Source organism: Amycolatopsis thermophila (assembly GCF_030814215.1).
GTDB classification, from domain to species: domain Bacteria; phylum Actinomycetota; class Actinomycetes; order Mycobacteriales; family Pseudonocardiaceae; genus Amycolatopsis_E; species Amycolatopsis_E thermophila.
In genome coordinates, this window is record NZ_JAUSUT010000001.1 from 1,055,125 (window position 1) to 1,076,921 (window position 21,797).

Sequence of the window (21,797 nt, forward strand, 5' to 3'; positions counted from 1 at the left end):
CCCACTGAGTCGCTCCCGGGTCGCGGGGCGTGACAAGATCGTCCGGCAACACGACGAAGTGTGCCGAAAGGACGGTCATGGCGCGATCACTGTTCGCCCTGCTGGTTCTCGTGGGCTCGATCCTGGTGCCCACCTCCGCCGCCGCCGCGGACGGGCCACCACTGAGCGTGCCCGAGGCCGCGCTCGAGGCGTCGTTGCACTGTCCGGGTGACCTGGCCGGGGCCGGCCACAACCCGGTCCTGCTGGTGGCCGGCACGACGCTGACGCCGGACGTCTTCGCCTGGAACTACGAACCCGAGCTGACCGCCCTGGGCCGGCCCTTCTGCACGGTCGCCCTGCCGGACAACGGGATGGCCGACATCCAGGTCGCCGCCGAGTACGTCGTGCACGCGATCCGCGCGGTCAGCGCCGCGGCCGGGCGGGACGTGGACATCGTCGGGCACAGCCAGGGCGGCATGATCCCGCGCTGGGCGCTCAAGTACTGGCCGGACACCCGCGCCCGGGTCGGCGACGTGATCGGGCTGGCGCCGTCGAACCACGGGACCGTCGTGGCGCAGGCGGTGTGCCTGCCCGGGTGCGCGCCCGCGTTCTGGCAGCAGCGCGCGGGATCGGCGTTCCTGACGGCGCTGAACAGCGGCGCGGAGACGTGGGCGGGCATCGACTACACGAACGTCTACACCGTCCTGGACGAGGTGGTCGCGCCGAACCTGAACGACCACGGCAGCTCGTCGTTGCACACCGGGCAGGGCCGGATCAGCAACGTCGGCCTGCAGGAGGTGTGCCCCGCGCACGTCGCCGACCACCTGACCACGGGCACCACCGACGGCGTGGCGTTCGCGCTGGTGGTGGACGCGCTCACGCACGACGGCCCGGCCGATCCCGCGCGGCTGCCCGCGGACGTCTGCACGCGCCTGCTGATGCCCGGCGTGGACCCGGTGTTCCTCGCCGTGAACGAAGCTCAGATGGCGAGCGTGGTGGCCACCCAGGTCGCGCTGTACCCCCATGTGGCGGCGGAGCCTCCGCTGGCGGCATACGCCCGCTAGTGGTGGCGGCCGCCAGCCGGCTCCGCGGTCGCAGGCCGGGAGTTGCCGCGCGACCGGGAAGCCTCGGGCTGGTGCACCGCGGGCCGCGAGCCTCGGAGCCGACTGCCCCGGACGGACCGGCCGCACCACCGAATCCGCCCGCGTTTCCCGAACCCCCACCGGCCATCGCCCCGCTCGGGCGACCGCCATGGCCACCCACGACCCGGCCCCGCGAAACCGCTCCCGCGAGCGCGGACCTCACGTCCCCAGGACGAGCTCCAGGTAGCGGCAGACCCTCCGCCGGCCGCGGGCTGCGCCCGCTCCTCGAAGCGGGCACCAGCCCGGCGCCCCGTCGCAGGCCGGGAGTTGCCGCGCCGCCGACGGGCGGGCCGTTCGAACCCGGGGCCCGCGAGCAGGGGTCAGGCGCCAAGGGTGTCGATCTCGGTCGAGAGGATCGCGGCCTGCTCGTCGAGCGCGCGGTCGTCGGGCCGGTCGCCCACCCGCCGGCGCAGCGCATCGCGCTCGATGATCGTCAGCGCGCCCTCGTGGCGGGGCAGGTCCTCGGCGGCCAGCACCGCGAGGCTGCCCTCCTGCAGCACGAGCTGCGCACCGTCGCCGGCCTGCAGCAGCGCCTCCAGATCCGCCGCGGTCACCTTCATCGGGCCTCCCTTCGTCGGCCCCTCGCATACCCGCTCGGCGACCGGATCAAGCGTGCAGCGAGTGCACCCGCAGCGCGAGCTGGATCTCCAGCGCCCGCCCCGGCTCGTGCCAGTCGTCCCCCAGCAACGTCGCCACCCGGTCGAGCCGCTGCACCACCGTGTTGACGTGCACGTGCAACGCCTCCTTCGCGCGCGTCAGGTTGCCGCCCGCCGCGAAGTAGGCCCGTAGCGTGCCCGTCAGGTCCGTGCCGCGCCGCTCGTCGTAGTCCAGCACCGGCCCGAGCGTGCGACGCACGAAACCGGGCAGATCATCGCGGTCGCCGAGCAGCACGCCCAGGAACCCCAGCCCCGCCGCGGAGGCGCCCTCACCCGAGCGGCCCAGCGAAAGCAACGCCCGCAGGCACCGGACCGCCTCGGCGTGCGCCGCGGCGATCCCGGCCGGGCCACGGGCCGGGCCCGCCGCACCGACCGTCACCGGCGTGTCCGTCGCGGCGGTCAGCGCTTCCGCGATCCGCGGAGCCACCGCATCCGGATCGCCGCGGACCAGCAGCACGACCTCCTCCGCGTGGATCCCGGCCAGCACCGCGTGCCGCGCCGCCGCTACCGCCAGCCGCGCGCGGGACACCGATTCAGCGTGCGCCACGAGCACCGCGTGCGGCTCGGCCAGGTCCACGCCCAGCCGTTCGGCCCGCGCGAGCAACGCGCCCGGGTTGCGCTCCGGCGCCGTCAGCAGGTCCGTCAGCAGCTCGCCGCGGACCTCCTCCTCGGCCTTGGCCACCGACCGCCGCAACAACAGCAACAACGCCGTGACCACCGCCGCCCGCTCGAACAGCCGGCGGTCGGCGTCGAGCAACTCGGCCTGCCCGGCCAGGACGATGCTGCCGAGCAGCTCCGGCCCGGCCTGCACCGCGCACACCAGCGACCCGCGGCTGGCCACGGACCGGCCGGTGCCGCGCGACACCGCGACCACCTCGGGGTCCGGGGCGGGCGGTGCCGTGCCGGCGTGCGCCAGCTCCTCGCCCGCCGCGTCGAACACCCCGATCGAGCCGTGCAGGACGTCGGCCACCGCGGCGGCCACCTCCGGCACGTCCCCGCCGCGCAGCACGAGGTCCATGAGCCGGTCATGCGCCTCCTCGGCGCGGTGCATCGCCTCGGAGTGCGAGCTGATCTCGTCGAGCAGGCGGGCGTTGTCGAGCGCGATGACCGCGTGGTCGGCCAGCGACGAGAGCAGCGCGACCTCGTCGGGGGTGAAGTCGCGGGGCGTGCGGTCGGAGGCGTAGAGCACCCCGATCACCGTGCCGCCCAGGGACAGCGGGACACCGAGGATCGCGGCCAGCCCCTCGTCGCGCACCGCGTCGTCGATCGGCCCGGTGTGCAGGAACCGCTCGTCGCGGAAGTAGTCCGGGGTCGCGTACGGGCGCGCGCTCTGCGCCACCAGCCCGCCGAGCCCCTCGCCCATGCCCAGGATGACCTCCTTGAACAGGGCGGACACGCAACCGTCGGTGACGCGCATGTAGGTGCGGCCGGCGGATGCGTCGTTGAGGCTCAGGTAGGACACGTCCGCGCCGAGCAGCGTGCGGGCCCGCCGCACGATCGACCGCAGCACGGCGTCCGGACCGCGCAGGCGGGCCAGGTCGCTGGCCGTGTCGAACAAGGCCGTCAGCTCGGCCTCACGGCGCCGGCGCGCGGTCAGGGTGGCGTGGATGCGCAGCGCCAGCTCGGTGGCCTTGGGGTGCGCGGCGCCGGCGTGCGCCAGCTGCTCGCTGCTCGCCCCGCCGGCGAGCAGGTCGAGCAGCCGGAGCACGTCGTCGTCCACGCCGATCATCGTCTCATCGCGTGGCCGGTTCCGCGGCGGCCGCGGGCTCCTCGTCGCGCAGCGAGGTGCCCGCGGTCTCCTTCGCGCTGCTCACGGCGATCAGCGTGATCACGCACATCGCCACGACGTAGAGCGACACCGCCGACGTCCCGCCGAACTCCTTGAACAGCGCGACCGCGACGATCGGCGCCAGCGCACCGGCGGCGATCGAGGACAGCTGACCGCCGACCGACAGGCCGGTGTAGCGGACGCGTGTGGGGAACTGCTCGGCGAAGAACGCCGCCTGCGGCCCGTACATGGCCCCGTGCAGCACGAGGCCGATCGTCGCGGCCAGCACGATCATCGCGGGCGAGCGGGTGTCCATCAGCGCGAAGAACGCGAACGCCCAGCCGGCCATCGCGACCGTGCCGAACAGGTACACCGGGCGACGGCCGATGCGGTCGGACAGCGCGCCCCACAGCGGGATGGTCACGAAGTGGATCGCCGAGCCGATGAGCACCGCGTTCAGGCCGGCCGACTTGCTCAGCCCGAGCGGCCCGGTGACGTAGACCAGGATGAACGCGGTCAGCACGTAGTAGGACACGTTCTCGGCCATGCGGGCGCCGATCGTGATCAGCACGCGGCGCCACGCATCGCGGAAGACCTCCAGCGCGGGCGCGCGGTGCTGCTCGCCGCGCTGCCGGGCCTTCTCCTGCGCCGCCAGGAACACCGGCGACTCGGTCACCGTGAGCCGGATCCACAGACCGATGACCACCAGCACGCCGGAGAGCAGGAACGGGATGCGCCAGCCCCACGCGGTGAAGGTGGCGTCGGACTGCACCGCGGCGAGCACCGCGAGGACGGCCGTGGCCAGCAGGTTCCCGCCCGGCGCACCGCACTGCGGCCAGGACGCCCAGAACCCGCGGCGCCGGTCGTCGCCGTGCTCGGACACGATGAGCACCGCGCCGCCCCACTCTCCGCCGAGCGCGAACCCCTGGATCAGGCGCAGCGCGGTGAGCAGCAGCGGAGCCGCCACGCCGACCGTGGCGTAGGTGGGCAGCAGGCCCATCGCGCACGTCGAGCCGCCCATCAGCAGCAGGCTGAATACCAGCAGCTTCTTGCGCCCGACGCGGTCGCCGAAGTGACCGAACACCAGTCCGCCCAGCGGCCGGGCGAGGAACCCGATCGCATACGTGGCGAACGACAGCAGGGTGCCGGTCAGGGGATCGCTGCCGGGGAAGAACAGCTTGTTGAAGACCAGTGCCGCGGCCGAGCCGTAGAGGAAGAAGTCGTACCACTCGATGGTCGTGCCGACGAGACTCGCGCCGACCACTTTCGCGATCGAGCGCTTTTCGCTGCGGGGCATGGGCAACACTCCTTTGTGCCGAGGTGGGACGCTCACGCGGCGGTCCAGCCGCCGTCGAGGGGCAGGGAAATCCCGGTGACGTGGCCGGAGCCGGGGCCGCAGAGCCAGCGGACCGCGCCGGCGACCTCGCCCGGGTCGATGAGCCGTTTGATCGCCGCGCGCCGCAGCAGGACCTCGCCGAGGATCTCGTCCTCGGGACGGCCGTGCGCGGCGGCCTGGTCGGCGATCTGGCCGCGGACGAGCGGGGTGTCGACGTAACCCGGGCTGACGCAGTTGCTGGTCACCCCGTGCGGCGCGCCCTCCAGCGCGACCACTTTGGACAGTCCTTCGAGCGCGTGCTTCGCCGACACGTAGGCCGCTTTGAAAGCGCTTGCGCGCAGGCCGTGGACGCTGGAGACGTTGACCACGCGGCCCCAGTTCCGCGCGTACATGTGCGGCAGGACCCGGCGGATCAGCAGGAACGGCGCGGTGACCATCACCTGGTGCATCCGGGCGAAGACCTCGGGCGGGAAGTCCGGGATCGGGGCGACGTGCTGGAAGCCGGCGTTGTTGACGAGGATGTCGACGTCGGCGGGCAACGCGTCGAGGGCTGTGGCGTCGGCGAGGTCGGCGGTGTGCGCCCAGCCTCCGGTCTCGGCGGCGACGCGTTCGGCGGCCGCGCCGTCGATGTCCACCGCGTGCACATTCGCCCCGGCCTCGGCCAGCGCCAGCGCACAGGCCCGCCCGATCCCGCTGCCCGCGCCGGTCACCAGCGCGACGCGGCCGTCCCAGTACCTGCTCATGGCGACCGAAGGTAAGTGGCCGGCAGCGGTAAGCCTATGTGCGCAGCCACCACAAGTCCTGGACAGGACATGGTGACCTCTCCCATCCGGAATAGGCCGTCGACCGGGCTTGTTGCCCCGGACGAGGGGTTATTCGAGGAGGCGCACGTATGGCGACGGTCACCCTGACCAAGGACAACTTCGAAGAGGTCGTCAACTCCGACGGCATGGTGCTCGTCGACTTCTGGGCGGCCTGGTGCGGGCCGTGCCGGATGTTCGCGCCCGTGTTCGAAGGGGCGGCCGGCCGGCACGAGGACATCGTGTTCGGCAAGGTCGACACCGAGGACCAGACCGAGCTCGCGCAGGCGTTCGGCATCCAGTCCATCCCGACCCTGATGGCCGTGCGCGACGGCGTCGTCCTGTACGCGCAGCCCGGCGCGCTGCCGGAGCAGAGCCTGGAAGAGCTGATCGGCAAGCTGCGCGAGGTCGACATGGACCAGGTGCGCGCGGAGATCGCGAAGCAGCAGGCCGAATGACGGTTTGCCGGTGATCGCCGTCGAGCCGATGATGGTGTCATGCCCTCCCGGTTCGACGAGGTCGCCGACGAGCTGTACGCCCTGCCCCGGGACGAGTTCACCGCCGCGCGCACCGAACGCGCGAAGGCCGCCAAGGCCCGCCGGCCGGATCTCGCGAAGCAGATCGGCGGCCTGCGCAAGCCGACCGTGGCCGCGTGGCTGGTGAACCAGGTCAGCCGGCGGCACGCCGACGACGTCGGGCAACTCGCCGACCTCGGCGAGCAGTTGCGGTCGGCGCACCAGAAGCTCGCCGGGAACGACCTGCGCACGCTGTCCCGGCAGCGCAACGAACTGATCCGCAAGCTGAGCGGGTTCGCGAGCACGATCGCCGCCGAGGCCGGCGTGGCCTACAGCGACGCCGCGGAACGCCAGGTCGAGGCCACCTTCGAAGCCGCGGTGTCCACACCGGACGCGGCCGCGGAAGTGCTGGCGGGACGGCTGTCCACGGCGCTCACACCGTCCTCTTCGGAGGATTGGCTGGCGGCCGCGCTCGCCGCGTCTCCACGCACGAAGACGTCCGGGCCGCCACCGAAGAAGCCCGCGCCGAAGAAGCCGCCGGAGAAGCCCGCGGCGACGAAACCGCGTAAGGATCCCGACGCCGAACGCCGCCGCGCCGCGCTCGACGAAGCCCGCGAAAAGCTCGCATCCGCGCGGAACGACCGCGATGAGGCCCGCCAGGCGATGCAGGAGCTCTCCGACCGCGCGGAAAAGGCCGCCGCGGTGGTGACCGACCTGCGGGAGCGCCTGGACGAGGCGGTGAAGGAGGAACGGGCCCTGCGCAAGGAGGCGTTCGGCGCCCGCAAGGCACTCACCGCCGCCGAGAAGGCCGCCGACGAGGCCGGACGACGGCTCGAGGAGATGGAGTCCTTCGGCCGGCGGCGCTAGTGCCTCGTCAGGCAACGTTCGGTAGGTAATCAGGCCTGCGGATCTTGGATTCGGGGGCGAAGCGTCGTTTCGGTCGGGCGTGGCGATTGGCCCAGCGGATGTAGCCGGCGATAGCGGTCTCCTGCGCGGTGTGGGAGGGGTAGTCGCTGCCGTCGAGGGTGAAGTAGCGCAGCGCGGTGAACTCCGACTCGATCCAGTTCAGCCAGGAGGCGTGGGTCGGGGTGAACACCAGCTCGACATCGTGGTTGGTGCACCAGGTGGCGATCTCGGCCTTGCGGTGCGGGGAGAAGTTGTCGCAGACGATGTAGAGCCACCCGGTCGGGAACCGGCGTCGGAGCTGGCGCAGGAAGGCGAGGAACTCCTGCCAGCGCTTGCGGTCGCGCAGTCGGTAGAACAGCTGACCTGAGGCCAAGTCGAGTCCGGCGAGCATGTGCCGGACCCCGCCGTAGCGGTTGTAGGTCGCCCGTAGCCGGGCCGGGCTCCCGGTGGGGAACCAGCCGCGGCCGGGGCGGGGTTGCAGGTTCAGCGGCCCGAACTCGTCCACGCAGATCACCCGGCCGCCATCGGGGATCTGTCCGGTGGCAGAGCGGTCGTAGAGGTCGAGGATGCGGTGCATCTTCTCGCTGAACTGCGGGTCTGGACTGGCCTTCCAGGTCTTGGTGGCCTGCCAGCGCACCCCGGCCGCCCGCAGGATCTGCCGGACCGTCTCGGCGCTGGCTATGATCCGATGCCGGTCGTGGAGATGCTCGGCCAGCTTCGACAGGCTCCACGTGGTGAACGGCAGCCCGGCGTGCTGTGGTGGGGTCCGGGCGACCCGGCAGATCAGTTCGCGGGCGTGGGGGCCGAACTTAGGAGGTCGGCCCCCGCTCCATTTTGGGTCTAGCGCCGCGAACCCCTGGGTGTTGAACGCGTGGATCACCTCCCGCGCGTACTGCGGCTTGGCCGCGAACATCGCCGCCGCCTCGGCCGCGCTGCGGCCCTGCACCGACGCAAGCACGATCCCCGCCCGCCGCAGCCGGACCCGGTCCCGCGCCGTCCTGGTGATCTTGACCAAACGCTCGGCCTCATCCGGAGTGAGCGCCCGAACGAAGACCTCGGGCTGTCGCGGCACGTCCACCACCTCCGGCAGACAGCTTTCAGCACCTGACCGGAACCGATCAAACCGGCCCGTTACGTCCCCGACCTTCCTGGACGAGGCACTAGCTCGCGGCCACCAGCGAGCGCGGTCGCGGTGAGCACTCGGCTCCTCGCCGGCTCGCGCGACGCGGTGTGCCTGCAGGGCGATCTGCGTGAGCCCGACAGCGTCCTGGACCCGGCCGCGCTGCTCGGTTTCCGCGCGGCCACCGGCCACACCCGGACTGCCAGGCGAGCGCAGTGCGGGTCCGCGCGGTGGACGGGTCTCAGAACGCCGGCTCGCGCGACGCAGTGTGCCTGCAGGGCGATCGGCGTGAGCCGGACAGCGTCCCGGACCGGGCCGCGCTGCTCGATTTCGGCGCGCCCGTCGCCACCCCGCCCGACGACGAGCACGCCACGCACTGGCAGCCGTCGCGCGGCCACCGGCCACACCCGGACTGCCAGGCGAGCGCAATGCGGGTCGGCGCGGTGGGACGGCTCTCAGAACGCCGGCTCCGCGCGGGCCGTCCATCGGCCGTCGGTCCGGGTGATGCGCACCGGGTGGTCGAAGCACTTGCTGATGTGGTCCGTGGTCACCACCTCGTCCGCCGCCCCGGCCGCCAGGCATTGGCCTTCCCGCAGGAGCAGCGCGTGCGTGGTGCTCGCGGGCAGCTCCTCGAGGTGGTGCGTCACCAGCACGGTCGCCAGCTCCGGGTGTTCCCGCCGCAGCGCGTCCACGCTGGACAGCAGCTGCTCGCGCGCCGCCACGTCCAGGCCGGTCGCCGGCTCGTCGAGCAGCAGCAACCGCGGCGCGGGCATCAGCGCGCGGGCGATCAGCGCCCGCCCGCGCTCGCCCTGCGACAACGTCGGCCAGCGGGCCTCGCGCTTGCCGTCCAGCCCCAGCATCCCGATCAGCCGCTCGGCGCGCGCCCGCGCGGCCGCCGTCGGCTGCCACCGCGGCACCAGCTCCGTCGTGTTGGTCAGCCCGGTCAGCACGACCTCGAACACCGACAGCGGCGAACGCAACGGGTGGCGCGGGTTGATGTGCCCGAGGAACGACCGCAGCTTCCGCATGTCGACCCGACCCAGCCGGTGCCCCAGTACGTCCACCGTCCCCCGCGTGGGATGTGTGACCGCCCCGAGCAGCCCCAGCAGCGTGCTCTTGCCGGCCCCGTTCGCTCCCAGCAGCGCCCAGTGCTCGCCCTCCCGCACGGTCAGCGAGATCGACCGGAGCAGGTACCGGCCGTCCCGGACGAGATCGACGTCGGACACCTGCAGCACGGTCGTCATGCGCCGCACGCTACCAAGTCCTCAGACGTCCGATGAAAAAGCCCTTCCGATAACCTCCCGGAATGGATCGGGTCGAGACGCGCGAACTCGCCTACTTCGTGGCCGTCGCGGAAACCCTGCACTTCGGGCGCGCGGCGGAAGGGCTGGGGCTGGCCCAGCCCGCCCTCTCGAAGGCCGTCCGCTCTCTGGAGCGGCGGCTGGAAGTGACCCTGTTCGACCGCACCAGCAGGCGCGTCGAGCTCACCCCGGCCGGCGAGGTGCTGCTCGACGAGGCCCGGCGCGCCCTGGCGGCGGTCGCCGCGGCCGCCCGGCGGACCCAGCGCGCCGGGCGCGGCGTGCCCTACCTCGCGCTGGCCGCCAAGCCCGGCGGCGACGCGGGCCTGCTGCCGCGCATCCTGCAGCGCTACGAAGCCGATCCGGCCGCGGTGCCGGTCGAACTGGTCTCCAGCCACGAGGACCGGGTCTCGCTCCTGCACGACGGCCGCGCGGACGTGGCACTGCTGCACACCCCCTTCGACGACGCGGGCGGCCTGGAGACCGCGGAACTGCGCGCCGAACCGCGGGCGGCCCTGCTCCCGCGCGACCACCGCCTCGCGGGACGGTCGATCCTGCAGCTGGCCGACCTGCGCGGGGAGCCCGTCGGCCGCTGGGCGGGGTACCCCGACGACGGTGGCGTCGAGATCACCGACCTCGCCAAGCTGCTCCGCGTCACCTCGCGCGGCCGGGCCACCGCCGTGCTGCCGCAGTCGGTGCTCGACACGCTGGACCACGACCTCGTCACCGTGCCGGTCGTGGACGCCGCACCGGCGCGGCTCCTGCTCGCCTGGCCGCAGGGCACCACCTCACCCGCGGTCGCCGCGCTGGTCCGGGCCGCGCGGGAGGTGGCCGCCGCCTACCGCTCGCTGAACAGCTCCGACAGCTCCTTGCGGCCGGTGGGGATCGCCGAGCGCCCGCGCGGGCGCTGACCCGGCCAGCCCAGGGCCAGGGCGTGGTGCGCCCGCCACGGGTGGCCGTAGCCGGTGAGCGCGGCGGCTTCGACGGCGTTCGCCTCCGGGTACAGCGACACCGGACAGCTGCCCAGGCCCGCGAAGTGCGCGGCGAGGACCAGGGTCTGGCAGACCCGGCCGAGGTCGAACTCGGTGTCGCGGCCGGCTTCGGAGTCGGACAGCAGGACCAGCGCGACCGGCGCGGACGCGAGCGGCGTCGCGTACTGCCCGAGGCGCGCGAGCGCGCGACGAACCCGCGGATCGACGACGGAGACGAACCGCCAGGGCTGGCGGTTGCGAGCCGAACCGGTCCAGCGCGCGGCCTCGACGAGCGACTCGACGAGCCGCCGCGGCACCGGCTGGTCGGTGAAGACGCGAGTGGCCCGGACGGCAGCCAGCTCGCGCACGGGATCGGTGACCATACCTCACCCTGTCACGTGAAAAGGGACCTTCGGCCCTGGACCCGGGCGGACGCATCCGGCACCGTGGGGACAGACCCCGGGGTGCCCGGGCACTACGAGGTCGAGGCCCTACGGTCCCGCCAGCGGCGTCTCCGAAGGCCGCACTCGCCGAATTGGCAAGCCCGGTCCTGGTTCACCTCCCCGTCGGCGAACCAGTCCGGCACCTGTTGTGCACACGCAGTGAAGGGCCCTTCGCGACACCGCGAAGGGCCCTTCAGCGTTCCCGGGTGATCAGGGGATCGCGAGCGCGACGTCCCCGGCGGCGAGCCGGGCCGCGCGGTTGGTCGCCGCCAGCTCCTCGGCCGTCGTCCGCGGCGGGACGCCGTCGGCCAGCCAGGCCGCCAGCAGCAACGCCACCTTCGACCGCATCTCCGTCCGCAGCCGGTGGAACGAGTCGACCGGGTCGGCACCCACCTGGCCCAGCAGCAGCCACCAAGCCCACGCCGCGGCACCGGCGTTCGCCACGAAGTCCGGGACCACCGCGATCCCGCGGGCGGCGAGCAGCGCCTCGGCCTCCGGGGTCGTCGCCGCGTTCGCCGCCTCCACCACGACCTTCGCCGCGACGTCGGCCACGTTGTCCGGCGTCAGCGCGTACGAGATCGCCGCCGGCACGAAGATGTCCGCCTCGATCCCGACCACCGCACCGCGGGGCAGCTGCTGAACGCCCGCGGGCAGCCGCGACCGGTCGACCTCGCCGAACCCGTCGCGCAGGTCCAGCAGCGCGGGGACGTCCAGCCCGGCCGGGTCGTACAGCGTCCCGGCCGCGTCGGCGACCGCGACCACGCGCATCCCGGCCTCGTGCAGGTACCAGGCCGCGCCGCCGCCCATGGTGCCGATGCCCTGGATCGCCACGGTCGTCCCGGCCGGCTCCCAGCCCCACGCGCTCGCCGCGCCCAGACACGCCTGCGCGACGCCGTACCCGCCGACGACGTCGCCGAGCAGCAGCCCGCCCGGCACCGGTGCGTTGAGCCCGGCGTGCACCCGGCGCAGGGTCCGCTCCGGATCGGGCGACCGGCGGATGGCCGCGTGGTAGGACTGCTCCAGGCCCAGCCGCGCGAAGACGTCGTCGATGAGGTGCTGCGGCACCCCGAGGTCCTCGGCGGTCACCCAGTGCGCGTCCAGCCACGGGCGCATCGCCTGGCAGAACCGCTCCAGCACCCCGACCGCCCCCGGGTCCTTCGGGTCGAAGTCGATCCCGCCCTTCGCCCCGCCCACGGGCAGGTCGAACGTCGCGGTCTTGGCGGCCATCCCCCGCGCCAGGTCCTCGACCTCCGACAGCGTGCAGCCGGCGCGCATCCGCGTCCCCCCGGTAGCCAGGCCCGAGACCAGCGTGTGCACCACGAGGTAGCCGTGGGTGCCGGTGACCGGGTCGGTCCACGTCAGCCGCAGCATCGGCTCCTGCGCACGCGGCCGGGCCCGCTCTCCGATGGCCCCGGCCGGGTTCTGCATCGTGGTCAACTGTCCCCTCCAAGCCTGTCGCCGTTTTCCGCGCACAACAGCACCCGCCTCCGCCACGCGAGGTGGCTTCGGCCGAGTCGGTGTGTGGAATCCGGGAGATCCATTCCCGCTGACACCAGGGTGCGGCAGGACCGGCGCAGACGTCCAGTTAGGGATCATGCACGGTTCCGTTCACGTTCCCTGCACAGCGGAAGATCCGCCCCTACCCTGACCACATGGAGCTTTCGCTGCACCGGTTGCGGATGCTTCGGGAGCTGCACCGCCGCGGCACCGTCACCGCGGCCGCGGCTTCCCTGCACTACACGGCTTCGGCGGTCTCGCAGCAGCTCGCGCAGCTGGAACGCGACGTGGGCGCCAAGCTGTTCGAACGGCTCGGCAGGCGGGTGCAGCTGACCGAACTGGGAATGGTGCTGACCGAGCACGCCGAGGAGATCCTCAGGTCGGTCGAACGGGCGACCATGGCGCTCGAGGAGGCGCAGGAGGGCGTCACCGCGCGGTTGACGGCCGGGGTGTGGGCGTCCGTCGCGTCCGGGCTGCTGCCGTTCGCCCTCACCGCGCTGGCGAAGGAACACCCCGGCATCGAGGTCCGGACCAAGGAGCTGGCCCCGGAGGAGACCGCGGGAGCGGTGCGGGACGGCGCGCTCGACTTCTCGTTCGTCATCGACTACTCCGACTACCCGATGCCGTGGGACCCGGCGCTCACGCGCGTCGTGATCGCGGTGGAGCGGCTGCACGCCGCGGTGCCGCGCGGCGCGGTCCCGGCGAGCACGGTGGGGTTGCCGGACCTGGCCGAGCATCCCTGGATCCTCGCCGGGCCGCGGTCGCACTTCGGCCGGGCCGTGCGGCTGGCCTGCCAGCGCTACGGGTTCGAGCCCAAGATCAACCACGAGGTCGGCGAGCAGGCGACGGCGCTGGCGATGGTCGCCGCCGGGCTGGGCGTCACGCTGGTGTCGGACCTGGGCCTGTCGCTGCGGCCACCGGGCGTGGACATCGTGGCACTGACCGAACCGCCGATGCGCACGGTGTCGATCGCCCACCGCACCGCCTCGGCCCGGCCGTCACTGCAGCTGGTGATCGACGCGGTGCGCGCGGCCGCGGCGGAACAGGGCCTGGGCGCGGCGGCCCCGCTGCCGTGAAAGGGCTTTCCGGGCCGGCTTCACCCGCTCAGCGCTTCGGCGCACGTGGGGTACGTCGGGAACTCCTGGTCGAGCCCCACGACCTCCATCGCACGCACCACCACCGGGTCCGCGGCCGCCAGCCGGATCTGCACGTCGTCACCCGCGGCCTGCCGCACCGCGACCAGCGACGCCATGCCGGCCGAACCCAGGAACGTCACGCCCGTCAGGTCGAGCACCAGCAGCGGCGGGTGCTGCCGCAACGCCTCGCCGGCCGCGCTGTCCAGCTTGGGCGTCGTCAGGAGATCGAGTTCGCCGCTGACCTGGACCACGACGGCGTCGCCGTGGCGCTCGACGGCGACCGCCAACCCGTTGACGGGGTCGTCGGCGGGGTGCCGCGGGTTCGATGGCTCGGGTGCCTGCACACGCCCATCTTGCTATCCCGCGTCCCCGGGCGGAACTCCTCCTTCGCGGATCCCGCTCACCACGCCGATCGCACCCGACCGGGTCAGGCGCGCACCTCCGGCAGCCACCGCTGCAGGCACTCCAGCAGCTCCTGCGCGTCGACCGGCTTCGTCAGGTAGTCGGTGGCGCCCGAGGCGAGCGCCTTCTCCCGGTCACCCTGCATGGCCTTCGCGGTGACGGCGATGATCGGCATGTCCGCGAAGCGCGGGATCTCCCGGATCGCGGCGGTGGCCGCGTACCCGTCCATCTCCGGCATCATCACGTCCATCAGGACCAGCTCGATGTCGTCCTCGGCGAGCAGCGCGTCGATGCCCTTGCGCCCGTTCACCGCGTGCCGCACGTCCAGCCCGTAGCTCTCCAGCGCGCCCCGCAGCGCGAACACGTTGCGCGGATCGTCCTCCACGATCAGGACCTTGTGACCGCGCAGCGGTTCGTCCGCGGGCCGCTCGTCGGGCCGGGGCGACGACTGCGTCGACCGCGGCCGGGTCAGCGGGATGACGTCGTCCGGCTGGTCGGCCGACAGGTGCAGTGCGATCCGCTCGCGCAGCTCGTCGAGCGAGGGCAGCAGCTCCAGCGGCTGCATCGCCGCCCGCGTCCGCACCAGGCTCTCCTGGTCCGGCGTGAGCTTGCGGGACGGGTGCGCGAGCACCGGCACCGCACGCAGGTCCGGGTGCTCGGCCAGCGCGTCCAGCACGGCGAACGCCCCGCCCTCGGGCAGGCTGAGGTCCAGCACGACGCAGTGGTGCGGGCGGCTGACCAGCACGTTCGCCGCCTGCTCGGCGGTGCTCACCGTCGCGACCGTCACCGTGCCGTGTGTGTCGGCCAGGTCCGCCGCGGCGCTGCTCGCCAGCAGCGACAGCAGGCCGGTGGGGCCGGCCTCGACCACGAGCACCTGCCGCTTCCCGGTGTCCCGGGACGGCTCGGGCGGTGCCGGCTCGACTCGTTCGCTCGCCTCCGGCGCCGGCGTGCGGTCGCCCGCGGACCGCCCCAGCGGCAGGAACAACGTGAACGTGCTGCCCTCGCCCAGCTCGCTCTCCGCCCGGATCTCCCCGCCGAGCCGGAAGACCACCTCGTTGCTGATCGACAACCCGAGCCCGGTGCCGCCGTACCGGCGGCTGGTCGTGCCGTCGGCCTGCTGGAACGCGGCGAAGATCGCGCTGAGGTTCTCCTTCGCGATCCCGATGCCGGTGTCGGTGACCGCGAACGCCACCACCGGGCCGCGCGTGCCGGGCGGCAGCTCCTCGTCGCGGGCCATCCGCACGCGCAGCTCGACGCGGCCGTGGTCGGTGAACTTCACCGCGTTGGACAGCAGGTTCCGCAGCACCTGCCGCAGCCGCTGCTGGTCGGTCACCAGCTCGCGCGGCACGTCCGGGTCCGCGGCGACGGTGAAGGTCAGCCCCTTCTCCGCGGTCAGCGGCTGGAACGTCGCCTCGACGTAGTCCAGCAGCTGCCGCAGCGCGAACGGCTCCGGGTGGATGTCCATCCGCCCGGCCTCCACCTTGGACAGATCGAGGATGTCGTTGATCATCTGCAGCAGGTCCGAACCGGCCGAATGGATCACCTCGGCGTACTCCACCTGCTTCGCGGTGAGGTTGCGGCCCGGGTTCTGCGCCAGCAGCTTCGCCAGGATCAGCAGGCTGTTCAGCGGTGTGCGCAGCTCGTGCGACATGTTGGCGAGGAACTCGGACTTGTACTTCGAGGCGAGCGCGAGCTGCTCGGCGCGCTCCTCGATCTCGCGGCGCGCCTGCTCGATCTCGGTGTTCTTGACCTCGATGTCGCGGTTCTGGCGGGCCAGCAGCGCGGCTTTCTCGGCGAGTTCGGCGTTCGAGCGCTGCAGTTCCTGCTGCTGCACACGCAGCTCGGCGGCGAGCCGCTGGGACTCCTCCAGCAGCGAATCGGTGCGGGCGGAGGCGACGATCGTGTTGACATTGACACCGATGGTTTCACCCAGCTGGTTGAGCAAGTCCCGCTGCGCCTGGGTGAACCGCTCGAACGAGGCCAGCTCGATCACGCCGAGCGTGCGGTCCTCGTACAACAGCGGCAGCACGACCAGGTTCACCGGCGGCGCCTCGCCCAGGCTGGAAGCGATCCGCAGGTACCCGGGCGGCGTCTGGTCCACGACGATCGGCCGGCGGGTGCGCGCCGCCTGCCCGATCAGGGTCTGCCCGGCCTCGACCTCCTTGCGCAGCTCCTCGGTGGAATGGGCGCCGTAACTGGCGATCAGCCGCAGCCGCTCGCTCCCGTTCTGGCCGGAGGTCAGGAAGAACGTGCCCTGCTGCGCGTTGACCAGCGGCACCAGCTCGTCGAGCACCAGCTCGGCGACGGTGACCAGGTCGCGGTGGCCCTGCATCAGGCCGGCGATGCGCGCCAGGTTGGTCTTGAGCCAGTCCTGTTCCTGGTTGGCGTGGGTGGTCTCGCGCAGCGAGCGCACCATGGAGTTGATGTTGTCCTTGAGCTCGGCGACCTCGCCCTGCGCCTCCACCGAGATCGACCGCGTCAGGTCGCCGGTGGCCACCGCGCTGGCCACCTCGGCGATCGCGCGCACCTGCCGGGTCAGGTTGCCGGCCAGCTCGTTGACGTTCTCGGTGAGCCGCTTCCAGGTGCCGGACACGCCCTCGACCTCGGCCTGACCGCCGAGCCGTCCCTCGCTGCCCACCTCGCGCGCCACCCGCGTCACCTCGGCGGCGAACGACCCGAGGGTGTCGACCATCGTGTTGATGGTCGTCTTGAGCTCGAGGATCTCGCCGCGGGCGTCGACGTCGATCTTCTTCGTCAGGTCGCCGTCCGCGACCGCCGTGGTCACCTGGGCGATGTTGCGCACCTGGTTGGTCAGGTTGTTCGCCATCGAGTTGACGTTGTCGGTGAGGTCCTTCCAGGTGCCCGCGACGTTGGGCACGCGCGCCTGCCCGCCGAGGATGCCCTCGGTGCCCACCTCGCGGGCCACCCTGGTGACCTCGTCGGCGAACGCGCCGAGCGTGTCGACCATCGTGTTGATCGTGTCGGCCAGCGCCGCGACCTCGCCCTTGGCCTCCACGGTGATCTTCTTCGACAGGTCGCCCTGCGCCACCGAACTGGCCACCTGCGCGATCGACCGCACCTGGCTGGTCAGGTTCGACGCCATCCCGTTGACGTTGTCGGTCAGGTCCTTCCAGGTGCCGGACACGCCGCGGACGTTGGCCTGGCCGCCCAGGTTGCCGTGCGTGCCGACCTCGCGGGCCACTCTGGTGACCTCGTCGGCGAACGCGGAGAGCTGGTCGACCATCGTGTTGATGGTCTCCTTCAGCTCCAGGATCTCGCCGCGCGCGTCGACCCGGATCTTCTGCGTCAGGTCGCCCCGCGCCACCGACGTGGTCACCTCGGCGATCGAGCGCACCTGGTCGGTGAGGTTGGCGGCCATGACGTTCACCGACTCGGTGAGCGCCTTCCACGTGCCGGACACGCCCTTGACGTCGGCCTGGCCGCCGAGGCGGCCCTCGGTGCCGACCTCGCGGGCCACTCTGGTTACCTCGTCGGCGAACGCGGAGAGCTGGTCGACCATCGTGTTGATGGTGTTCTTCAGCTCCAGGATCTCGCCGCGCGCGTCCACGGTGATCTTCTGCGACAGGTCACCGTCGGCGACCGCGGTGGCCACCGAGGCGATGGACCGCACCTGATCGGTGAGGTTGCCCGCCATGAAGTTCACCGAATCGGTGAGCGCCCGCCACGTCCCGCCGACGCCGGGCACCTGCGCCTGCCCGCCGAGCCGCCCGTCCGTGCCCACCTCGCGGGCCACGCGCGTCACCTCGTCGGCGAACGACGACAGCTGGTCCACCATCGTGTTGATGGTGTTCTTCAGCTCCAGGATCTCGCCGCGCGCGTCGACCATGATCTTCTGCGACAGGTCACCGCGCGCCACGGCCGTGGTCACCTGCGCGATGTTGCGCACCTGATCGGTGAGGTTGCCCGCCATGAAGTTCACCGAAGTGGTGAGGTTCTTCCAGGTTCCGGACACGCCGGGTACTTCCGCCTGTCCGCCGAGGATCCCTTCGGTGCCGACCTCGCGCGCGACGCGCGTCACCTCGTCGGCGAACGACGACAGCTGGTCGACCATCGTGTTGATGGTCTCCTTCAGCTCGAGGATCTCGCCCTGCACGTCGACCGTGATCTTCTGCGACAGGTCGCCCTTCGCGACCGCGGTCGCGACCTGCGCGATGTCGCGCACCTGCGCGGTCAGGTTGCCCGCCATGGCGTTCACCGAATCGGTGAGGTCCGCCCAGGTCCCGGACACCCCCGGCACGCGGGCCTGGCCGCCGAGCTTGCCCTCGGTGCCCACCTCCGTGGCCACGCGCGTCACCTCGGAGGTGAACACCGACAGCTGGTCGACCATCCCGTTGAAGACGGCGGCGATCTCGTCCATCAGCTCGTCGCCGACCTGCGGCATCCGGGTGCCGAAATCGCCGTCGCGCACGGCGGTCAGCCCGGCCAGCAACTGTTGCAGCCGGGGATCGGCCGGCTCGCGCTCGCCGCCCCGGCCCGGATCCCGCTTGGCCTGGACTGTGCGGCTCTCAGCCATCAGTGCACTCCGATTTCGTGAGGCCTCGCCGATCGCCCTTGCGAACAATCGCTGCAGAAGAGGAATCTACTGGTAGCGCGGGGCCGATCCCAGCGCCACTTCACCAGGATTGTCCGTCCGACGACCGAGGGGCACCCGTGCCGGCCCAGCACCCGCCGCAGACCAGTGGCCTCGACCCTCGGGTCGCCCGGCTCGCCGCGGTCGTCGAACGCCAGCAGCAGGAGATCGAACGGCTGCGGGCCGAACGGGACGGCGGGCTGCTGGTCCCGGTCGCGGAAGGGATTCTGGTCGAACGGCTTGGCTACTCCCCCGCCGAGGCCGCCGCCCACCTGACCGAACTGGCGGGCAAAACCGGCGTCACGGTGCCGGAACTGGCCGCCGACCTGATCGGCGGCGCGGTGCGGCCACCGCGGTCGTTCCCCGCCCGGTCCGACGAGATGCCGGATTTCGCGCGGCTGCCCGGCCGCGACGCGGAGGATGCGGCTCTGCTGGAGGAAGTCCGCCGCACCGCCGGAGCCGCTGCCGTCGCGCTGTGGCAGGTGCAGCCGGACGGCGCGCTCGGGCTCGCCGGGCACACCGGTCTCGACCTCCTGGAGGCCAGCCGGTGGCGGCACCTGCCGGTGCTGATGGACTGCCTGCCGCAGCGGGCCGCCCGCGAACGGCGCCCGCACTGGGTACCGGACGCGGAAACCACACCCGGCCTGCCGCTGCTCGCGGACGATCTGGGCGGGGCCCGCGCGGTCGTCCCGGTGACCACCTCCCGCAGCATCGCCGGGGTGGTCGAGTTCGTCTGGCCCGCCCCGCTGCCCGGCTTCCCGCCGGAACGACGGCGGCAGCTCACCGCGCTCGCGGCCCTGTGCGGGCGGGAGATCGTGCTCAGCGCCCAGCCGGCCGGCACCCTGCCGTCGGTCGTGGGACTGCTGGACGCGGGCCTGTTCGCCCGGCCGCGCACCGACGAGTCCGGCCACGTGGTGGACTTCGAGATCGCCCAGGTCGGCGAGGACTTCGAGGACCCCGGCGGCCGCTCACCGCGGGAACTGGTCGGGCGCGGGATGACCCGGGTGTACCCGCTGCTGTGCGCCTACGGCCTCGGCGAGCGCGCGGTGGAGGTGCTGACCAGCGGCGCGTCCCGGCAGCTCGGCCCCATCCCGATGGTGACGCGCCGGGGCGACGCGGCCACACCGGCGATGGTGGACGTGCGGATCACGCGGTTCCTCGACGGCGTGCGGATCGGACTCACCATCGGGCACGACGAGCACCGGCTCGCGCAGCTGCTGCACAACCTGCAGCACATCGGGCGGCTGGGCAGCTGGGAGCACAGCGTCCTCACCGGCGAGATGACGTGGACCGAGCAGACCTTCGAGCTGTTCGGGCTGCCGCCGTCGGCGGGCCCGGTGTCGTGGGACGAGCTGTGCACCTACGTCCACCCCGACGACCTGCCGATCGTGCGCGCATTCCAGAACGCGCTGACGACCCAGGAGGCCGCGACCGTGTTCCGGCTGATCCGGCCCGACGGCACGCTGCGCCAGATCCGCGCCCACGGCGAGCCGGTCACGTCCGAGACCGGCGAACTGGTCGCGGTGCGCGGGATCTACCAGGACCTGTCCGCCCAGTACCAGAGCCAGGTCGCGCTCACGGCGACGCGCGACCGGCTGGCCGACAGCGAACACGAGGCGCGGCAGCAGAACCGGATCGCGCGCGAGCTGCAGCAGGCGATCCTGCCGTCGTCGCGGCCGGTCGACATGAACGGCCTGTGCGTCGCGGTCCGTTACCGGCCGGCGGCGCAGGAACACAAGGTCGGCGGCGACTGGTACGACGCGACCGTGCTGCCGGACGGGCGGATCCTGCTGGTGATCGGCGACGTGGCCGGGCACGGCATCGAAGCCGCGACCGGGATGGTCGCGTTGCGCAACGCGCTGCGCGGGCTGGCCGTCACCGGCGCCGGGCCCGGGCAGCTGCTGGAATGGCTCAACACCACCACGTTCACGGTGAACCGGGGCGTCACCGGCACCGCGTTGTGCGGTCTGTACGAGCCGGCCGACCGGACGTTGACGTGGGCCCGCGCCGGGCACCTGCCGCCGATGCTGGTGCGCGACGGCGTGGCCGAACAGCTGCCCCTGCCGCGCGGCATCCTGCTCGGAGCGCGGGCGGGCGTCCGGTTCGAGGAGTCGGTGCTGCGGCTGCGGCCGCGGGACACGCTGGTGCTGTTCACCGACGGGCTGATCGAACGGCGCGGGGTCCTGCTGGACGACAGCCTGGACCGGCTGGCCGCGGCCGCCTGCCGGTCGGGGACGGACGTCGAGGGGATCAGCGACAAGCTCCTGGCCGAGGCGACGTCCGACACCGAGGACGATTCGTGCCTGATCGTGATCCGCGTGCCGGATCCCGTCACATCCGCGTGACGGGATGCGTCAGAGCGGTATGAACGACAACGAGTGGCTGGCCGGGCAGTTCGACGCACACCGGGGGCACCTGCGTGCGGTGGCGTACCGGATGCTGGGTTCCCTCGCCGAGGCCGACGACGCCGTGCAGGAGGCGTGGCTGAAGCTGAGCCGCGCCGACGCCGGTGACGTGCGGAACCTGGGCGGGTGGCTGACGACCGTGGTGGGCCGGGTGTGCCTGGACATGCTGCGGTCGCGCACGTCGCGGCGCGAGGAGTTCCCGGAGCGGATGCCGGACCCGATCATCGACGACGGGAGCGGTTCGCACCCCGAGCACCAGGCCCTGATCGCCGACTCGGTCGGGCTCGCGCTGCTCGTCGTGCTCGACACGCTGGACCCCGCCGAGCGGCTGGCGCTCGTGCTGCACGACATGTTCGCCCTGCCGTTCGACGAGATCGCGCCGATCGTGGACCGGACCCCGGCGGCGGCCCGTCAGCTGGCGAGCCGGGCACGGCGCCGGGTGCAGGGCGCGCCGACGGTGCCGGACAGCGACGTGAGCCGTCAGCGGGAGGTCGTGAACGCGTTCTTCGCGGCGGCGCGGGACGGCGATTTCGCGGCGCTGGTGGCGGTGCTCGACCCGGACGTCGTGCTGCGGTCCGAGTCGCCAACCCTGCCGGCCGGAGCAGCGCGAGTGGTGCGCGGCGCGGAGGCCGTGGCCGGTCAGGCGCTCCTGTTCCGCGGGACGGGCGCGGGCGGCGTGCCGGTCCCGGTGCTGGTGAACGGCGTCGCCGGACAACTCGTGACACGCGACGGCAAGCCCCAGACGCTGTTCGCGTTCACGGTCGTGGACAACCGCATCGCGGCGATCGACATCATCTCCGCCCCGGACCGGCTGGCCGACCTGTGGTGAATG

Annotated in this window: 17 protein-coding genes; 7 read left to right on the forward strand and 10 right to left on the reverse strand. The window is 72.6% G+C overall.

Annotated features, from left to right (window positions below; translation table 11 throughout):
• Positions 1–77 precede the first annotated feature (77 nt).
• Complete coding sequence (locus tag FB470_RS05270) at positions 78–1,043, forward strand: lipase family alpha/beta hydrolase (protein WP_306989194.1); 966 nt, start codon at positions 78–80, stop codon at positions 1,041–1,043.
• Positions 1,044–1,441: 398 nt separating this feature from the next.
• Here FB470_RS05270 and FB470_RS05275 read toward each other — a convergent pair whose 3' ends face one another.
• The 4 genes from FB470_RS05275 to FB470_RS05290 are packed head-to-tail and all read right to left on the reverse strand — an operon-like array spanning position 1,442 to position 5,624.
• Positions 1,442–1,681 carry a hypothetical protein gene (locus FB470_RS05275; protein ID WP_306989195.1) on the reverse strand — a complete coding sequence of 80 codons (240 nt, stop codon included), beginning with the start codon at positions 1,679–1,681 and terminating at the stop codon, positions 1,442–1,444.
• 46 nt (positions 1,682–1,727) lie between these two features.
• Positions 1,728–3,506, reverse strand: a complete 1,779-nt coding sequence (locus tag FB470_RS05280) for a helix-turn-helix domain-containing protein (RefSeq protein ID WP_306989197.1) — start codon at positions 3,504–3,506, stop codon at positions 1,728–1,730.
• Positions 3,507–3,510: 4 nt separating this feature from the next.
• Entirely contained in the window at positions 3,511–4,842 is a 1,332-nt protein-coding gene (locus FB470_RS05285) for an MFS transporter (protein WP_306989198.1), read from the reverse strand.
• A 32-nt stretch (positions 4,843–4,874) separates the two neighbouring features.
• Positions 4,875–5,624 carry a 3-hydroxybutyrate dehydrogenase gene (locus FB470_RS05290; protein WP_306989199.1) on the reverse strand — a complete coding sequence of 250 codons (750 nt, stop codon included), beginning with the start codon at positions 5,622–5,624 and terminating at the stop codon, positions 4,875–4,877.
• Positions 5,625–5,773: 149 nt separating this feature from the next.
• Between FB470_RS05290 and trxA the strand changes: the two genes are divergently transcribed.
• Both trxA and FB470_RS05300 read left to right on the forward strand, forming a co-directional pair.
• Positions 5,774–6,139 (forward strand): thioredoxin, encoded by a 366-nt coding sequence (trxA, locus tag FB470_RS05295; RefSeq protein WP_306989200.1) that lies wholly within the window; start codon positions 5,774–5,776, stop codon positions 6,137–6,139.
• Positions 6,140–6,178: 39 nt separating this feature from the next.
• Positions 6,179–7,063, forward strand: coding sequence for a hypothetical protein (locus FB470_RS05300; protein ID WP_306989201.1), 885 nt, complete (start codon positions 6,179–6,181; stop codon positions 7,061–7,063).
• 7 nt (positions 7,064–7,070) lie between these two features.
• On the opposite strand, the gene FB470_RS05305 is transcribed toward FB470_RS05300, so the two are convergent.
• Both FB470_RS05305 and FB470_RS05310 read right to left on the reverse strand, forming a co-directional pair.
• Positions 7,071–8,183 (reverse strand): IS630 family transposase, encoded by a 1,113-nt coding sequence (locus FB470_RS05305; RefSeq protein WP_306987986.1) that lies wholly within the window; start codon positions 8,181–8,183, stop codon positions 7,071–7,073.
• 494 nt (positions 8,184–8,677) lie between these two features.
• Positions 8,678–9,466: an ABC transporter ATP-binding protein gene (locus FB470_RS05310; RefSeq protein ID WP_306989202.1), complete on the reverse strand. Its 789-nt coding sequence runs from the start codon at positions 9,464–9,466 to the stop codon at positions 8,678–8,680.
• Between the two features lie 62 nt (positions 9,467–9,528).
• On the opposite strand from FB470_RS05310, the gene FB470_RS05315 reads away from it, so the two are divergent.
• Positions 9,529–10,431: a LysR family transcriptional regulator gene (locus FB470_RS05315; protein WP_306989204.1), complete on the forward strand. Its 903-nt coding sequence runs from the start codon at positions 9,529–9,531 to the stop codon at positions 10,429–10,431.
• Here the strand turns inward: FB470_RS05315 and FB470_RS05320 are convergent.
• A complete protein-coding gene (locus tag FB470_RS05320) occupies positions 10,359–10,874 on the reverse strand; it encodes a nitroreductase family protein (RefSeq protein ID WP_306989206.1) in 516 nt (171 codons plus the stop codon). The genes FB470_RS05315 and FB470_RS05320 overlap by 73 nt on opposite strands.
• Positions 10,875–11,144: 270 nt before the next feature.
• Positions 11,145–12,362 (reverse strand): Glu/Leu/Phe/Val dehydrogenase dimerization domain-containing protein, encoded by a 1,218-nt coding sequence (locus FB470_RS05325; RefSeq protein WP_306999061.1) that lies wholly within the window; start codon positions 12,360–12,362, stop codon positions 11,145–11,147.
• Positions 12,363–12,586: 224 nt separating this feature from the next.
• Here FB470_RS05325 and FB470_RS05330 point away from each other — a divergent pair, with 224 nt between their 5' ends.
• Positions 12,587–13,507, forward strand: coding sequence for a LysR family transcriptional regulator (locus FB470_RS05330; RefSeq protein ID WP_306989207.1), 921 nt, complete (start codon positions 12,587–12,589; stop codon positions 13,505–13,507).
• Between the two features lie 20 nt (positions 13,508–13,527).
• On the opposite strand, the gene FB470_RS05335 is transcribed toward FB470_RS05330, so the two are convergent.
• Positions 13,528–13,911 (reverse strand): STAS domain-containing protein, encoded by a 384-nt coding sequence (locus FB470_RS05335; protein ID WP_306989208.1) that lies wholly within the window; start codon positions 13,909–13,911, stop codon positions 13,528–13,530.
• Between the two features lie 83 nt (positions 13,912–13,994).
• Positions 13,995–18,503 carry a HAMP domain-containing protein gene (locus tag FB470_RS05340; protein ID WP_306989210.1) on the reverse strand — a complete coding sequence of 1,503 codons (4,509 nt, stop codon included), beginning with the start codon at positions 18,501–18,503 and terminating at the stop codon, positions 13,995–13,997.
• 137 nt (positions 18,504–18,640) lie between these two features.
• Here FB470_RS05340 and FB470_RS05345 point away from each other — a divergent pair, with 137 nt between their 5' ends.
• Together FB470_RS05345 and FB470_RS05350 are read left to right on the forward strand one after the other, a co-directional pair.
• Positions 18,641–20,905 (forward strand): SpoIIE family protein phosphatase, encoded by a 2,265-nt coding sequence (locus tag FB470_RS05345; RefSeq protein WP_306989211.1) that lies wholly within the window; start codon positions 18,641–18,643, stop codon positions 20,903–20,905.
• Positions 20,906–20,924: 19 nt separating this feature from the next.
• On the forward strand, positions 20,925–21,794 hold the full coding sequence (locus FB470_RS05350; protein ID WP_306989212.1) for a sigma-70 family RNA polymerase sigma factor: 870 nt from the start codon (positions 20,925–20,927) through the stop codon (positions 21,792–21,794).
• The last annotated feature ends 3 nt before the right edge of the window (positions 21,795–21,797 follow it).